Source organism: Grimontia sp. AD028 (genome assembly GCF_000973155.1).
Taxonomy (GTDB): Bacteria; Pseudomonadota; Gammaproteobacteria; order Enterobacterales; family Vibrionaceae; genus Enterovibrio; species Enterovibrio indicus.
The window spans coordinates 1-16,064 of the sequence record NZ_LASY01000065.1 but is presented as its reverse complement, the minus strand read 5'-3'; the positions used below and the strand labels follow the sequence as shown (position 1 = coordinate 16,064).

The 16,064-nt window shown below is 52.9% G+C and carries 16 protein-coding genes; 9 read left to right on the top strand and 7 right to left on the bottom strand.

Going from position 1 to position 16,064, the window contains the following annotated elements; genetic code table 11:
• The first annotated feature begins 12 nt into the window (after window positions 1-12).
• From lysA to RN22_RS15020, 5 genes are read left to right on the top strand one after another with little or no spacing between them, the layout of a single operon-like run.
• A complete protein-coding gene (gene lysA, locus RN22_RS15040) occupies window positions 13-1,266 on the top strand; it encodes a diaminopimelate decarboxylase (RefSeq protein WP_046305548.1) in 1,254 nt (417 codons plus the stop codon).
• Window positions 1,267-1,276: 10 nt separating this feature from the next.
• Window positions 1,277-2,107, top strand: coding sequence for a diaminopimelate epimerase (gene dapF / locus RN22_RS15035; RefSeq protein ID WP_046305547.1), 831 nt, complete (start codon window positions 1,277-1,279; stop codon window positions 2,105-2,107).
• Window positions 2,104-2,778, top strand: coding sequence for a DUF484 family protein (locus tag RN22_RS15030; RefSeq protein WP_002539666.1), 675 nt, complete (start codon window positions 2,104-2,106; stop codon window positions 2,776-2,778). The genes dapF and RN22_RS15030 overlap by 4 nt, the downstream gene beginning before the upstream one ends.
• Window positions 2,775-3,692 (top strand): tyrosine recombinase XerC, encoded by a 918-nt coding sequence (gene xerC, locus RN22_RS15025; RefSeq protein ID WP_046305546.1) that lies wholly within the window; start codon window positions 2,775-2,777, stop codon window positions 3,690-3,692. Before RN22_RS15030 ends, xerC begins: the two co-directional genes overlap by 4 nt.
• 27 nt (window positions 3,693-3,719) lie before the next feature.
• Window positions 3,720-4,436, top strand: coding sequence for an HAD-IA family hydrolase (locus RN22_RS15020; protein WP_046305545.1), 717 nt, complete (start codon window positions 3,720-3,722; stop codon window positions 4,434-4,436).
• Here the strand turns inward: RN22_RS15020 and RN22_RS15015 are convergent.
• Genes RN22_RS15015 through RN22_RS15000 form a run of 4 tightly spaced genes read right to left on the bottom strand, consistent with a single transcriptional unit; the run spans window position 4,433 to window position 6,769 of the window.
• The gene (locus RN22_RS15015; RefSeq protein WP_046305544.1) at window positions 4,433-4,870 is read right to left on the bottom strand and encodes a DoxX family protein; all 438 of its coding nucleotides are present in this window, start codon (window positions 4,868-4,870) and stop codon (window positions 4,433-4,435) included. The genes RN22_RS15020 and RN22_RS15015 overlap by 4 nt on opposite strands.
• A gap of 20 nt (window positions 4,871-4,890) precedes the next feature.
• Entirely contained in the window at window positions 4,891-5,640 is a 750-nt protein-coding gene (locus RN22_RS15010; protein ID WP_046305543.1) for a DNA-binding domain-containing protein, read from the bottom strand.
• A complete protein-coding gene (locus tag RN22_RS15005) occupies window positions 5,637-6,488 on the bottom strand; it encodes a DUF692 domain-containing protein (RefSeq protein ID WP_046305542.1) in 852 nt (283 codons plus the stop codon). The genes RN22_RS15010 and RN22_RS15005 overlap by 4 nt, the downstream gene beginning before the upstream one ends.
• A gap of 20 nt (window positions 6,489-6,508) precedes the next feature.
• Complete coding sequence (locus tag RN22_RS15000) at window positions 6,509-6,769, bottom strand: DUF2282 domain-containing protein (RefSeq protein WP_002539675.1); 261 nt, start codon at window positions 6,767-6,769, stop codon at window positions 6,509-6,511.
• Window positions 6,770-7,151: 382 nt separating this feature from the next.
• Here RN22_RS15000 and uvrD point away from each other — a divergent pair, with 382 nt between their 5' ends.
• A complete protein-coding gene (gene uvrD / locus RN22_RS14995) occupies window positions 7,152-9,329 on the top strand; it encodes a DNA helicase II (RefSeq protein WP_046305541.1) in 2,178 nt (725 codons plus the stop codon).
• 71 nt (window positions 9,330-9,400) lie between these two features.
• Here the strand turns inward: uvrD and RN22_RS14990 are convergent, their stop codons facing one another.
• From RN22_RS14990 to rarD, 3 genes are all read right to left on the bottom strand, one after another.
• Complete coding sequence (locus tag RN22_RS14990) at window positions 9,401-9,898, bottom strand: DUF2780 domain-containing protein (RefSeq protein WP_046305540.1); 498 nt, start codon at window positions 9,896-9,898, stop codon at window positions 9,401-9,403.
• 16 nt (window positions 9,899-9,914) lie between these two features.
• Window positions 9,915-11,687, bottom strand: a complete 1,773-nt coding sequence (ggt, locus tag RN22_RS14985) for a gamma-glutamyltransferase (RefSeq protein ID WP_046305539.1) — start codon at window positions 11,685-11,687, stop codon at window positions 9,915-9,917.
• 170 nt (window positions 11,688-11,857) lie between these two features.
• Complete coding sequence (gene rarD / locus RN22_RS14980) at window positions 11,858-12,757, bottom strand: EamA family transporter RarD (RefSeq protein WP_046305538.1); 900 nt, start codon at window positions 12,755-12,757, stop codon at window positions 11,858-11,860.
• A 277-nt stretch (window positions 12,758-13,034) separates the two neighbouring features.
• On the opposite strand from rarD, the gene recQ reads away from it, so the two are divergent.
• The 3 genes from recQ to RN22_RS14965 all read left to right on the top strand — a co-directional run bounded on the left by recQ (window position 13,035) and on the right by RN22_RS14965 (window position 15,996).
• Complete coding sequence (gene recQ, locus RN22_RS14975) at window positions 13,035-14,885, top strand: ATP-dependent DNA helicase RecQ (RefSeq protein ID WP_046305572.1); 1,851 nt, start codon at window positions 13,035-13,037, stop codon at window positions 14,883-14,885.
• Window positions 14,878-15,186 carry a DUF3630 family protein gene (locus tag RN22_RS14970; protein ID WP_046305537.1) on the top strand — a complete coding sequence of 103 codons (309 nt, stop codon included), beginning with the start codon at window positions 14,878-14,880 and terminating at the stop codon, window positions 15,184-15,186. Before recQ ends, RN22_RS14970 begins: the two co-directional genes overlap by 8 nt.
• A gap of 144 nt (window positions 15,187-15,330) precedes the next feature.
• Complete coding sequence (locus tag RN22_RS14965; protein ID WP_002539687.1) at window positions 15,331-15,996, top strand: 7-cyano-7-deazaguanine/7-aminomethyl-7-deazaguanine transporter; 666 nt, start codon at window positions 15,331-15,333, stop codon at window positions 15,994-15,996.
• Window positions 15,997-16,064 lie beyond the last annotated feature (68 nt).

Here is a 16,064-nt window from a genome sequence, read left to right as displayed (position 1 = left end):
GGAAGGACAACGTTGGACTACTTCAATTATCAGGATGACGGGCAACTGTGGGCAGAAGATCTGCCACTGGCACAGCTTGCAGAGCAATACGGCACACCGCTTTACGTTTACTCGCGTGCGACGCTGGAGCGTCACTGGCATGCGTTTGATAAAGCCGTGGGTGACCATCCGCACCTGATTTGTTATGCCGTGAAGGCAAACAGCAACCTTGGCGTACTGAATGTATTGGCGCGTCTGGGCTCAGGTTTTGACATCGTTTCACAGGGTGAGCTGGAGCGCGTATTAGCGGCTGGCGGCGATCCGAAAAAAGTGGTGTTCTCTGGCGTAGGTAAAACCGAACCGGAAATGGCGCGTGCGCTGGAGCTCGGTATTAAATGCTTCAACGTCGAATCAGAAGCCGAGCTGGATCGCCTGAACAAAGTGGCGGGCGAGCTGGGTAAAGTGGCGCCAATCAGCCTGCGTATCAACCCGGACGTGGATGCCAAAACCCACCCGTATATTTCTACCGGTCTGAAAGAAAACAAATTCGGCATCGCGTTTGATAGAGCCCGTGAGGTTTACCAATACGCGAACAGCCTGTCACACCTTTCTGTGCATGGTATTGACTGTCACATTGGTTCACAGCTGACAGAGCTGGCTCCGTTTATCGAGTCGACCGATCGCCTGCTGGCGCTGATTGATGCGCTGGGTCAGGATGGCATTTCTATCGACCACCTTGATGTGGGCGGTGGTTTGGGCGTGACTTACAGCGATGAGAAGCCGCCAGAGCCATCTGACTATGCGAAAGCCTTGCTTGACCGTTTATCGAATCATCAGGATATCGAGCTGGTGTTTGAGCCGGGCCGTGCTATCGCCGCCAATGCCGGTGTCTTGCTGACCAAGGTTGAGTTCCTCAAGCACAACGAAGAAAAGAATTTCGCCATCATTGATGCGGCGATGAACGACTTACTGCGTCCAGCGCTTTACCAAGCTTGGCAGGATATTGTTCCTGTACAGCCACGTCAGGGTGAAGCCAAAACTTATGATTTGGTTGGGCCTGTGTGCGAAACCGGCGATTACCTTGGTAAAGACCGCGCGCTGGTGCTTGAAGCGGGCGACCTGCTGGCGGTGCGTTCATCAGGTGCTTATGGCTTTGTGATGTCGTCTAACTACAACACCCGCTGCCGTGCAGCAGAAGTGATGGTAGATGGCGGCCAATCCCACCTGGTGCGTCAGCGTGAGCCACTGGCATCACTGTGGGAGTTAGAACAGGTACTGCCTGAGTAAAAGGATCCGGATGCAGATACAATTTTCCAAAATGCATGGTCTCGGCAACGACTTTATGGTCGTTGATTGCGTGACGCAAAATGCATACTTCTCTCCGGATATGATCCGCCGTCTGGCGGACAGAAATACCGGCGTGGGGTTTGATCAGCTGTTGGTGGTTGAGCCACCGTATGATCCGGAAAGTGATTTCCATTACCGGATATTTAATGCTGACAGCAGCGAAGTGGAGCAGTGCGGCAATGGTGCGCGCTGCTTTGCCCGTTTTGTGCGGATGAAAGGACTGACCAACAAAAACCAAATTCAGGTCAGCACTAAAGGCGGCAAGATGATACTCAAGATGGACAGTGACGAACTGGTCACTGCCAACATGGGTGAGCCTATCTGGGCGCCGTCTAAAATTCCGTTCCGCGCAAATGCTGAAGAAAAAACCTATATTTTACGTGTAGAAGATAAAACCCTGTTTGTGGGCGCAGTCAGTATGGGCAACCCGCATTGCGTCACTGTGGTCGATGACGTCGATACCTTTGACGTGGAAGGCTTGGGTCCGCTGGTGGAATCCCACGAGCGTTTCCCTGAGCGTGTTAACGCTGGCTTTATGCAGGTGGTGTCGCGTAATGAAATCCGTCTTCGCGTTTACGAGCGCGGCGCGGGAGAAACCCAGGCGTGTGGCAGCGGTGCTTGTGCGGCTGTGGCTGTAGGCATTTTGCAGGGTTTGCTTGATGAGTCGGTGAAAGTGCACTTGCCGGGCGGCGATCTGAAAATCCGCTGGAAAGGCGTAGGGCATCCGCTTTACATGACGGGTCCGGCTTCACACGTATACGATGGACAGATAACAGTATGACGGAGCTTTCCAAGCTCGAAGGGCCACTGGCTGAGGCATTGACCGAAGAAGCCGTGGCCGCTTTTCTGAAAGACAATCCAGACTTCTTCCACCGCCAACCTCAACTGGCGGCGCAATTGAGAGTGCCTCATGCTGAGCGTGGTGCGGTATCTCTGGTCGAAATCCAACTTGGTCGCTTGCGTGAGCGTGTGGCCGAGCTTGAAGAAGATATTACCCAACTGATGAGTATCGCGGCAGGCAATGAAAACCTGTTTCGTGCTTTCTCCCACGCGCATAAGGCGTTGTTTGCGGCAGAAAGTGAAGATGATATTCATAAAGCCTTGCTGGAACTTGCCAACTCACTGCATCTGGTTGTGAGCCTTCGTCTCTATGACGGTGGACACCACCAGTTAAACCGCAAGAGTGTGGATGCGGTGAAAGCGGCGCATTTCTGCGGCCAGCGAATCTATCTGGGCAGATTGCGCAAAGTGGATGGCGACCAGTTTGTCACTCAAGCACCTGAGCTTGGCTCTTATGCGCTGGTTCCTGTGTTTAAAGGCAAAGAACTGGGCTTTCTGACTTTTGCCAGCCAAGATGGCGGTCACTTCCAGCCAAGCATGGATACCCTGTTTGTCGAGCAGATTGCCGAGCACATCGCCATCCTCCTCACCAAGTGGCAGGCGAACGAATGAGTTTGCCTGCCAGCATCGAAAAACCGCTGGCGCGATTCTTTGATTACATGATCCGCGAGCGGGGCTTAAGCCGCCACACTGAAAACAATTACCGCCAACAACTGACCGCCAGTGCTGAGTTTCTGGTGGGGGCAGGCGTGACCAAATGGCAGGATGTCGATGCCGCATGGGTACGTCAAATTGCCGCCCAAGCTAAGCGCGAACGTCTGAAAGCGGGCAGCATTGCGCTTCGCCTGTCAGCCCTTCGAAGCTTCTTTGATTTTATGGTGTCAGACGGCGCACTGGCGGCGAATCCTGCGAAAGGTGTCGCAGCGCCCAAACAGGGTCGCACGCTGCCAAAGAACCTTGATGTCGATGAAGTGAATCAGTTGCTGTCGGTGGATGCAGACGATCCTTTGGCTGTGCGCGATCGCGCCATGATGGAGCTGATGTACGGCGCAGGACTTCGTCTGTCTGAGCTTATTGGCCTTAACGTTCGTGATGTGGCGATGCGAAAGGGCGACTTACGTGTGATCGGCAAAGGCGACAAAGAGCGTGTAGTGCCTTTTACCGGTATGGCGAAAGAGTGGCTATTCAACTGGCTGAAAGTACGTAACCAACTGCTCAAAGGGCCGGAAGATGCTCTTTTCCTGTCGAAGCTGGGAAACCGTATCTCTCCGCGCAGCGTACAAAAACGTATGGCGGAATGGGGACAGAAACAGGCGGTTAGCAGCCATATCAACCCCCACAAATTGCGTCATAGTTTTGCTACCCACATGCTGGAATCTTCCGGTGACTTGAGGGCGGTGCAGGAGCTTCTGGGTCATGCAGATCTCTCCACCACTCAGGTTTATACCCACCTCGATTTCCAGCACCTGGCTAAAGTGTACGACGCTGCGCACCCCAGGGCGCGTAAGCGTAAAAACGACGACTAACCGCACTACTCACTGCAAGGAGCGCGCATGAAGTTCTATCGCCGCTGGCAACCTATCTCTGCCATGACCTTTGATTTGGATGACACCCTGTATGACAACCGGGTGGTGATTATCCGTGCAGAGCAAATGTTGCTGGACTGGCTGGAGGCGCGCTGTCCGGTGATGACTAATTTTGACTGGCCGCAGTGGCAGGTGATGCGCGCAGAAGTGATTGCAGCGGATGCCTCGCTGGTGGGTTTTGTCACCGAAATCCGTCGAGCCCAACTCACCTTGGCAGCTTTACGTTGCGGCCTGAGTGAAGCTGATGCCAAATCTCTCGCCGATGATGGCGTGGCATTTTTCCTTCATGAGCGCAGTAATTTTACCGTGCCGGAAGACGCGATGCAGATCATGGGTGAATTGGCTGCCCGCTATCCGCTGGTGGCGATCACCAACGGGAATGTTGACTGCGACAAGCTGGGCCTGACGCCGCTATTCAAGCAGGTGCTTCAGGCAGGGCCGGACGGTGCCGCGAAACCTGACGGCGCACTGTTTACCAAGGCGCAATCCATCCTGAATATTCCCGTAGACACCATTCTCCATGTTGGCGATCACCTCAAAGCCGATGTGCGAGGGGCGAAACTGTCGGGCTTCAAAGCGTGTTGGTTTAACGACACAAAAACGCCGCTGACATTGCAGCGGCGCGCTTCGTTACTGCCGGACGTGGAAGTTTCCAACCTCTCCGAGTTGCTCTTGCTGGGCTAGTTACGGTTCTTCAACCAGTTATCGACTGCTGCCATACCAGGTCCCCAAATCATGGTGACGAGCAGCATCACGCCCCACATTTGGTGGTCGAAAAAGCCTTTTGGCCATAGCGCCGGATAAGAGACCACGGCAACAATGTTAAAGGCAAACAGGGCAAAAGCGGCTGGGCGTGTTAAAAAGCCGAGTGCCAGGAACACGGGCAAAATGAGCTCCGCCGCTGTGCCGAGGTAGGCCGCCATTTCCCAAGGAAGAAACGGTACCTGATATTCGTATTCGAACAGGAACAGAGTGCTGTCCCAGCTGGCGATTTTAGTCTGGCCGGATTTGAAAAACACCCAGGCTACCCAGAGGCGGCTAACCAGCAGAAGAACCGGAACCAAAGGCTTCAGCGCAGATTCCATCAAGTCGTCGATTTTATTGATCACAGCGAACATGTGCGATTTCCTTTTTCTTGTTAATCACTGGCCAGTGCAAAGCTGCTGAAAACACCGCGTAGCATGGCGCCGGAAATGTGTGGCAAAAGCTCGGGGTCAATCTCCCCAAACGCGAAATCTTTACAAGCGAGGATCAGCGAGGCTTCTTCATCGCTCATAGTGGTGACACTGATCCCTTCGTCATCTTTCTGCACCAGCAGGGCTTCAGGACTCATCAAATCCAGCTGGTTCAATGCTTCCTCATCCTGATTGCTGACCGCTTGCCAGAGTGTGGCGACAGCAAAGTCACTTTTCATCACGGCGGATGCGGGAGAAACCGTCAGCTGAATACGCGGAAAGTCTTCCGGTGTTACTTCTGACAAGGCCTCGACCGGAAATGCCTCAGGCAATGGCGCTCTGTTTACGCATTGGATATGCCATTCAATCTCAGCGATATCTGCCAGATACGGCACAGCCTCGATGATGTTGGGCAACGCGCGAATAGTGTCAGCAAACCCGGCGCCATAGCGATCGGCGCAGGCGTTATCCATGGTGGTGCCGAGTACATGGTGGCGGGCAATGGCCTGAAAGCACTCTTCACCCACTAGAGCGTTAGCTACGGGGTAAATGTTCTCGAGGCATTCAGTCAGGGTCATCACAAAGTTGTTGCGGTAAACCTGTATCAGCGCCTCAGGCTCCGTCACGCCTTTCGCAACAGGTAAATCGTGTGACTCATAATGCAGGGCATCGCGAAATTGATGCTGCAGCGAGGCAAGGCTGGGGGCGCTCATGATGCCTCCTTCACGGATGGCGTGAGGGCTTTGACGATACGATCGGCTTTTGTCGCTTCACCGAGTAAAACGTCCGGCGTGGGGATATCGCGATCCCATTCAATCAGGGTATGGCGCGCGCCATGCTCGGCAATCCACTTTTCATAAAGCGACCACACAGGCTCAGACACGGGTTGGCTGTGGGTATCAATCCAGATTTCCCCTTCGTCCAACTGCTTCACGGTAAAGCCGGCCAGATGAATTTCCTGCACCCACTCTGGATTAATTGCCGCGAGGTAAGTGTCAGTATCAAAGCCATGATTGAAGGCGCTGACATGAATGTTATTCAGATCGAGCAATAAACCACAGCCAGTGCGCCTCGCCACTTCGGCAAGAAACTCCCATTCAGGAATGGTGGAGTGGCTGAAGCTCAAATAGCTCGAAGGGTTTTCGACCAGCATCTGGCGGCTCAGGTAATCTTGCGTCGCGTCGACATTGCGGCAAAACACCTCCAGCGCTTCTTCTGTATAAGGCAGAGGCAGCAGGTCATTGAAGTATTCACCGTCGACTGAGCTCCAGCTTAAATGGTCGGAAACAAAGAGGGGGTCGATGGTGTCGACCAGATGTTTCAGTTTGCCAAGGTGGTGTTTATTCACCGGATCGACAGACCCCAGTGACAAACCCACACCGTGGCAACTGATGTCATAGTGGCGCCGCAGCGTGTGCAGCGCCTCAAAGGCTTTTGAGTGCGGCAGGAAAAAGTTCTCACTGTGTACTTCTAACCATCCGATATCCGGGGAATGATTAAGAAAGTGATCGTGGTGTGGTTGTCTCAGTCCAACACCCACCCAAGGAGATACCTTTTCCATACCGGGACCCTTAATGCCAATTAAGACGAAGTGGTTGAACCGCCAACCAGACGCTCACACAGACCTTTTGGTACAACGACGAATGCGTCGGTTTGTGCATCTTTGGTTGAGGTGCCGGCACAAGAGCTGTTGTTCGTTGCACAGTCGTTTTTACCGGCTTTAACCACGCCGTAGCATTTTTCTTTCTCTGCTGCTTGAGCGGGAGCAGCTGTCAGGGTAGTAGCACCTACAGCAAGAAGACTGGTAACAGCAGCAGCGACAGCAAAATTGGTCTTTTTCATGATGGTTCCTCTCTTTACAGACTTTTGTCATCAAGATAATCAATAGGTTATTCAGGGAGTCCCTGATGGCACTGTTGGTTATTCAGTGCTCTTCCAAAAGGATAGGTCTCTAGCATAAAAACTTTCGTCATTACGGTTATTTTTTAAGCTTATTTTTCTTTAAATAAACAAAATTACCGCTATATATATGATTTTATTATTTTTAATTTTCAGGTGTTTTTTTGTCTTGAAACGGTAGACGTTAAAGCGATTCATGAAGTCAGAAAGAGGCAGAAGCCGTTACAGATTCAAAAACAAGCGCAGTGCGATAAGGAGACCTGCAACTCACGACGGTTTATGGGTATAATCCTCAACCAGTGTATAAATAACCAGTGAATGAACGATGGACGTATCCCACCTGATTGACGGTCTGAATGACAAACAACGCGAGGCAGTGGCTGCTCAGCTTGGCAACTATCTGGTTCTGGCGGGCGCAGGCAGTGGTAAAACACGTGTGCTGGTTCATCGTATTGCCTGGTTAATGCAGGTTGAATATGCCTCGCCGTTTTCGGTGATGGCGGTAACCTTTACCAATAAAGCCGCCGCAGAAATGCGTGGGCGTATTGAGCAGTTAATGCAGGGGACGGCCTCCGGTCTTTGGTGTGGCACTTTCCACGGTTTGTGTCACCGTATTCTCCGCGCCCACCATCTGGATGCCAACCTGCCGCAGGACTTTCAGATCCTTGACTCAGACGATCAACAGCGTTTGCTTCGCCGCCTGATCAAAGCGCAGAATCTTGATGAAAAACATTGGCCTGCGCGTCAGGCGTCTTGGTATATCAACGCCAAGAAAGACGAAGGCCTGCGTCCGCATCACATCGATGCCCAGTTTGATCCGGTAGAGAAAACCTGGCTGCGTGTTTACGCTGCCTATCAGGAAGCGTGTGACCGTGCAGGTCTGGTGGATTTTGCCGAATTGCTGCTGCGTTGCCACGAGCTGCTGCGTGATAAAGAGCATATCCGTGAGCACTATCAAGCGCGTTTCCAGCACATTCTGGTGGACGAGTTCCAGGACACCAACAACATCCAATATGCCTGGCTTCGTATGATGGCGGGCAACAGTGCCAAAGTGATGATCGTGGGTGATGATGATCAGTCCATCTACGGCTGGCGCGGCGCGAAAATCGAGAACATCTCCCGCTTCCTGCAGGACTTCCCTGGCGCTGAAACCATCCGTCTTGAGCAGAATTACCGCTCGACCGGCAACATCCTGAAGGCGTCTAACCACCTGATTGAAAACAACGCCGAGCGCATGGGCAAGAGCCTGTGGACGGAAGGTCAGGAAGGTGAATTAATTTCTGTATACAGTGCGTTTAACGAGTTGGATGAAGCCCGTTTCGTGGTGGGTAAAATCAAAGCCTGGCAGGACGAAGGCGGCGCGCTGAATGACACCGCGATTTTATACCGAAACAACGCCCAATCCCGCGTGCTTGAAGAGGCCCTGATCCAGGCGGGTCTGCCGTACCGCATTTACGGTGGCATGCGATTCTTCGAACGTCAGGAAATCAAAGATGCGCTGGCGTACCTTCGCATGATTGGTAACCGTTTTGATGATGCCGCTTTTGAGCGCGTAGTGAATACGCCAGCGCGTGGCCTTGGTGATCGCACCCTCGAAACCATCCGTCTTGCTGCGCGCGACCGCGGTGCAACCATGTGGGAAGCGAGTAATCAGCTGCTTGAAGAACAGGTGCTGGCAGGCCGCGCTGCAAACTCACTGCGCCGTTTTGTCGAGCTGGTGAATGCACTGGAAGACGACACCCGTGAAATGGCGCTATTCCAGCAAACGGACTACGTGATTCAGCACTCCGGCCTTCGCGCTATGTACGAAGCGGAGAAAGGTGAAAAAGCGCAGGCGCGCATTGATAACCTTGAAGAACTGGTCACCGCAACCCGTCAGTTTGAAGTGCCGGAAGAGGTGCAGGAAGAAATGTCACCACTGTCGGCGTTCCTCTCTCATGCCGCGCTTGAAGCCGGTGAAGGTCAGGCGGATGAGTTTGACGATGCGGCGCAGCTAATGACACTGCACAGTGCCAAAGGCCTTGAGTTCCCCATGGTGTTCATGGTGGGTGTGGAAGAAGGCATGTTCCCAAGCCAGATGTCGGCGGAAGAAGCCGGACGTTTGGAAGAAGAGCGTCGCCTCTGCTATGTCGGCATGACCCGTGCGATGAAAAAGCTCTACATCACTCACGCGGAAATGCGCCGAGTTTATGGCAAAGACATGTTCCACAAAGCGTCGCGATTTATCCGTGAATTGCCTGAAGATTGCCTCGAAGAAGTGCGAATGCGCGCGAAAGTGTCGCGTCCTGCCGCAGCATCCGGGCGTTTCTCGCAAACCCAGACTCAAGAGAACTTCAACCAAACCGGATTCTCGCTAGGCCAGCGCGTGCTGCATCCGAAATTCGGTGAAGGCACCATCATCAACTTTGAAGGCAGCGGCCAGCAAAGTCGCGTGCAGGTGGCCTTTAACGGGGAAGGCATCAAGTGGCTAGTAACCCAATACGCCAAGCTTGAGGCGATGTGATTCGGGGTCGGAAGAAAAAGAAAGGGTGGCATTGAGCCACCCTTTTATTTTTGGCGTGTCGATATGTCGGATTAAGCGGGCGTGCCCCAGGCACTTGCCAGATCGCTGATGAGCGATTCACTCGCGCCAGCACCTGTCAGGTGCTTCAAAATCACAGGTGCGAATTTCTGCACCATACCTGAGTCCATTCCCAACATGTTAAACACTTTGTCTACTGACTCCATGTTCGACAAGTTGCTGCCCAAATCACCCGGGATCATGCTGGTCAGTGAATCCATACCCGGTACCATTTTCAGAAGTTCGCTGCTCTGGCCTTCGCCCAATGTCTGGTAAGCCATTGCCAGCAATGCACCGGCACCGCCTGCCGCTTGCTTGTCGTCAACACCGAGGTCGGTAGAAAGCAGAGAGGTCAGCGGGTTGCTGGCTGTTTCGCTGCTCACGCCTTCCAACAGGTTTGACGCTTCTTTCTCGGCACTGCCCAGCAGGCTACCCAAGTCGGTCGCCTGCGCTGGGATACTCGCTGCGCCCAGAAGGGTACACAGCGCAATCATATTCACTTTACGCAACATTCTTTTGCTCCTGGCGTTAATCCGCCACAACTAAACCTTCGCGCCTTGGGTCAGCTCCGCCTACCAAGGTGCCGCTATCGATAACAATACCGTGGATACCCGAGGTTAAGTCACGAATATTGACTTCATATCCCATTGCTTCAAGCGCTGGCTTGAAACTTTCTGCATCCGTCCCGGCTTCAAGATCGTAGGTGCCAAAACGGTTTACAAGGTGAGGCAGGTCGATAGCAGATTGGATGTCGAGTCCCCAATCAAGGTGCGCGACCAAGGTTTTCGCCACGTAGCCGATGATGCGGCTGCCGCCCGGTGAGCCAACGGCCATGTATGGCTTGCCATCACGCATCACGATGGTTGGCGACATGGATGAGCGGGGGCGTTTGCCCGGCTCAACGTGGTTGGCAATCGGATACCCGTTAGCGTGGGTTTTGAACGAGAAGTCTGTGAGCTCGTTGTTGAGCAAGAAACCTCGTGTCATCAGGCGTGAGCCAAAGCCGTTCTCGATGGTAGTGGTGATAGAAACGATGTTGCCGTCTTTATCCACAATCGAGAAATGGCTGGTGGAAGGCAATTCAATAGACTCGTCATCGGCAAGTTTTGGCGCAACGCTAGCGTGACTGAACTTGGGCTCACCCGGGCTAACCTCTTTCATGGCACCTTCGGCTGGGATCAGCTCGGCACGGGCTTTGAGGTATTCCGGAGCCAGCAGGCCTTCTGTTGGCACTGGCACAAAATCGCTGTCGGCGATGTAGCGGCCGCGATCTGCAAACGCCATCCGTGAGGCATCCCCAATCAAGCGCCAGCTTTCAGGGTTGTCTTTACCCAGTGACTTCATCGGGAAGTGACTGAGTACCCCCAGAATTTGCCCCACTGTAATACCGCCGGATGTTGGTGGTCCCATGCCACAAATACGGTACTGGTGGTAAGGCGCACAAACAGGCTGGCGCTCCACAATGCGGTAATCAGCCAGATCTTCTTTGCTCAGAATGCCCGGGTTGCCCGCGGCGTGTTGCACTGTCGCCACGATGTCGGCGGCAATCTCGCCTTCGTAGAAGTTATCAATGTCCTGAGCGACCAGCTTTAAGGTATCTGCATACTCCTGATTCACCAGACGGTGACCGACAGTGAGCGGATTACCATTGTCGTCAAAAAAATACTGATAGGTTGACGGGTAGCGGCGCAGTCTGTCGGCATCCCCTTCAATCAGGCCTGCCAGACGGGGTGAGACTTCAAAGCCGTTCTCTGCCAGTTCAATGGCCGGCGTCAGCACTGCGCGCCATGAAAGGTTTCCGAATTTGGCGTGGGTATCGTGCATCAGGCGTAATGTGCCAGGTGTGCCGACAGAGCGTCCACCGACCACGGCATCGTAGAATTTCAGCGGTTCGCCATTTTCGTTCTGGAATAGTGTAGGCGTGGCATCTTTGGGCGCGGTTTCGCGTCCGTCAAACGTGGTGAGAGCCTGCGCATCACTGTCCCAATACACCAGCAATGCACCGCCACCGATACCTGAGCTTTGTGGTTCAACCAAGCCGAGGACAGTTTGTACCGCCACCATGGCATCAATCGCATTCCCGCCAGCACGCAGCATGGCTTCACCTGCTCGGGTGGCATGGGGGTTGGCAGAGGCCACCATCCACTCTTTACCTTTCACTGCTTTTCGCATCACGCTACCGGTCGCGAGCTCCGGCGCAACGGCGTCAGCAGCTTCACCCTGGGTGGTGGCGGCAGCAGGAAAAGCAAGTGCAAGGCTGAGTGCCAGTGCGGAAAGAAAAGGGGTAGGGTGTTTTTTCATTGTAATTCCTTTTAACGCCCAAGAGTTGGACTTTGAGTATAGTCCGCAAAAGGAAGAGAAGAGTGTCGGATTATCGAGGCATGAAGATGAATTTTTCCCGTTACGGCAGAGAGATAGCGGGAAAGGAAAGAGGAAATAAAAACGGCACCTAGAGGCGCCGTTTTAAATGCTTAGCGATTCGCTCGCTGTTTATTTCGCTGCCTCACTGCATCGAAAGTAAAGATCGCCAGCGCCGTCCAGATAAAGGCAAAAGTGGTCGCTTTATCTGTCGTGAACGGCTCGTTGTAGAGGCCAACGGCCAACATGAACATGATGGTTGGGCCGATGTACTGGAAAAAACCCAACGTCGAGAGACGCAGTTTCGTCGCCGCGCCGTTAAAGCAAAGCAGTGGCAGTGTCGTCACTACACCGGCAGCGATCAGAAGGAGGTTCAATCCCCAGCTGTTTTGCATCATGTCAGAGGTGGTGCTGCTGGCGATAAACAAAAGGTAAATCAGCGACACAGGCATCAGCACCAGAGTTTCGATGAAAAGCCCGGTTGCGGCATCGACGTTTATCTTCTTACGCAGCAGGCCGTAGCAGCCGAAACTACATGCCAGTACCAGTGCGACCCAAGGCAGTGACCCAAAGGTGATGACCTGAATGGCCACACCGAGAAATGCCAAGGTTACGGCAACCCATTGTAGCTTTCTGAAGCGCTCACCAAGGAAGACCATACCAAGAACCACATTGATCAGTGGGTTGATGTAATAGCCGAGACTGGCATCGAGCATCAGGTCATTTTTCACCGCCCAAATAAAAATCAGCCAGTTAGCCGCAATCACCACGGCAGTGATGGTCAGAAGGCCAAGACGTTTTTTGTCTTTCAGTAACAATTTGACGCGCGCAAGACCACCGCTCGTATGAAGAATGAGGGCAAGGAAGAAGAAAGACCAAATCACGCGGTGCACCAACACTTCCATCGGTGGTACATCGGTTAGAGCCTTAAAGTAAAGCGGAGCAACGCCCCACATGGTGTAAGCGCCCAGCGCCAGCATCACGCCGCGGCGGGTTTGTTGCGCATCATTCACTGCGAAATCTCTACATCTAAAAACGCTAAAGAGCAAAAACCGCCTGATGGCGGTGCATGCAGCGAAAAATAAAGGTTTGATGCGGATTTTTCTGGAGAGTGCCCAGCATCCACATTATATATAAAAGTTTTTGCTGCTTTGGCCAGTATATGGACTTCCCTTTTTGAAGCACACCTTTTCTGTTGAGAAAAATTGAACTGACAGTTCGTCGTCGTTGACCTTTTATCCATGCTCCGCTGCGTTTAGAATGAGCGGCTATTCAATGATGAGAGGCTCTATGACCGTTACCGATTCGGCCGAAATGACACCGCCACTGGCGCACGACGAAACTGTTCTGCAGGAAGTGTTCGGCTATCACAGTTACCGCGACGGTCAGAAAGAAATCATCGATGCCGCAGTTGGCGGGCGTGATTCATTGGTGATCATGCCAACAGGCGGTGGCAAGAGCCTCTGTTATCAAATTCCTGCCTTGGTGCGCGATGGCCTCACCATAGTGATCTCGCCGCTGATCTCCTTGATGAAAGATCAGGTCGACCAATTGCTGGCGAATGGTGTGCAGGCAGCATGTCTTAACTCTTCGATGAATCCAGATGAGCAATCGGCCACGTGGCAATCGCTGCGCAATGGCTCGCTCAAGCTGTTGTATGTATCGCCAGAGCGTATTCTGATGCGTGATTTCATCGAGCGCCTACAGTCGGTCAACCTTGGCCTGATTGCGGTCGATGAAGCGCACTGTATTAGTCAGTGGGGACATGACTTTCGCCCTGAGTACGCCCAGCTTGGCAGCCTGAAGCAGCATTTTCTTGATGTGCCTGTGATGGCGCTGACTGCAACGGCTGATGACACTACGCGTCAGGATATCTGCCAGCGTCTGGCCCTCAATGATCCGCATATTTATCTTGGCAGTTTTGACCGTCCGAATATCCGCTACACCTTGGTGGAAAAGCACAAGCCTCTGGCGCAATTGACCCAGTTTCTGGCAACCCAGTCCGGCCAGAGCGGCATCGTTTACTGCAACAGCCGCAAGCGGGTCGAGCAGGTGGCGGAAAAGCTGATTGGCAGTAATATCCGCGCTGCGGCTTATCATGCAGGCATGACGAACGAACAGCGGGCCTGGGTTCAGGAAGCGTTTCAGCGAGATGATGTGCAGATAGTCGTCGCGACAGTGGCTTTTGGCATGGGCATCAACAAACCCAATGTGCGTTTTGTGGTGCACTACGACATCCCGCGCAATATCGAATCCTACTATCAGGAAACCGGCCGCGCCGGGCGCGATGGTCTGCCAGCAGAAGCAGTGATGTTTTATGACCCCTCAGACATTGGCTGGCTGCACCGCTGCTTGGAAGAAAAACCGGATGGTCCGCAAAAGCTGGTGGAAAGCCACAAGCTCAATGCCATGGGCGCGTTTGCCGAAGCGCTGACATGCCGCCGTCTCGTATTGCTGAATTACTTTGGAGAGTATCGCGAGAAGCCTTGCGGCAACTGCGATATCTGCCTTGACCCACCAACGCTGTTTGATGGTACTGAGCAAGCGCAAAAAGCCTTGTCCTGCGTGTACCGCGTGAACCAGAATTTCGGTGTGGGCTACACAGTCGAAGTGCTGCGTGGGATGCAGAACCAGCGTATTAAGGAACACGGACACGAAAAGCTCAGCACCTATGGTCTGGGGAAAGCGTTCAGCCATGAATACTGGGTCAGCATTTTCCGTCAGCTTATCCACCGTGGTTATCTGGTGCAGAACATCGCCCGAAGCTCTGTGCTGCAATTGACCGAAGAGGCGCGTCCGGTGCTTCGCGGGGAAATTGCGCTAGAACTTGCGGTGCCGCGATTGGGACTGTCGCCACGCAGCAAAGCTGACAAACTTGGTAAGCGCAACTACGACAAGAAACTGTTCGCCAAACTTCGCAAGCTCCGTAAAGCGATTGCGGATGAAGAAGACATTCCACCATACGTGGTCTTCAACGATGCCACCTTGATTGAGATGGCGGAGATGATCCCGACTTCACAAGGTGAGTTGCTGGCGGTGAATGGTGTCGGTCAGCGCAAGCTTGAAAAATACGGCAACGTATTCCTCGATGTGATTGAAGACCATATCACCCTTAATGACGATGAGCCGAGTTATGGATAACCCTACTTTCCGTCTTTCCCACCATGACAGCGAAGCAGGTCGGTTGGTGCTGGCTGCAGATGCGCTGGATTTTGATAACGCCGAGCAACATTTGATGGCGTTTTGCCAACTGATTGACGCTAAGGTCACGGAAAAACAAACCGACGCGGACTTATTAAGCTGGCTTATCGACTTTGAAGGCGTGCCATTTATGCTGCGTGCCGAGCATTACAGCGCCAGTGTTTGGCTGGAAAGGCTAGGCGCAGAAGGTGATGAAGAGCTTGCGTTTCTGAACAGCTGGCTGTCGACACAGCTTGGCTAAGCTGCATTAGAAACCGACTAATTTGCAGCAGTTGGCATTCGCCGGAATTGATGTATAATTCGCCACCTTCTTAGGAGCCAGATCACAGAATCTGGTGAGTTGGTAATTTGGGTTCCCTCACCCCCAATGACAAAAAGGTTCACAATGAGCACTTTTACGCCCGCGCAACAGCGCAAAGCCCTCTCTTTCCTGGTGGTTTTCCACCTGGTTATCATTGCATCCAGTAACTATCTGGTTCAGCTGCCATTTACCGTTTTCGGGTTTCACACCACTTGGGGTGCGTTTACTTTCCCGTTCATTTTTTTGGCAACCGATCTAACCGTTCGCATCTTTGGTGCGGGCCTTGCGCGCCGGATCATTTTCGCGGTCATGGTACCGTCGTTATTGATCTCCTATGTGCTGTCGGTCCTTTTCTACCAAGGCGAATATCAGGGACTGGGTCATCTGACTGAGTTTAATCTGTTCGTTGCGCGTATCGCTGCAGCAAGCTTTATGGCTTACCTGCTGGGACAAATCCTCGATATCCATGTTTTCAACCGTCTGCGCCAAACCAAGCAATGGTGGGTGGCACCAAGCTGTTCAACGCTGTTTGGTAATGCGATTGATACCTTGGCGTTCTTTGCGATTGCTTTCTATAACAGTCCGGATGCCTTTATGGCGGAGAACTGGGTAGAAATCGCGCTGGTCGATTATGCATTCAAACTGGTGATCAGCCTTGGCTTGTTCGTTCCTATGTACGGTGTGCTGCTGAACTATATTGTCAGCCGCATTACCCGAGTGAACGAAGCCGTTGAAACCAAACTGGTTTAACAGCGAATTCAACGCAGAATATTGAGGGAAAGAGAGCCGGTCGAAAGACCTAATGCCGATCAGTTAAG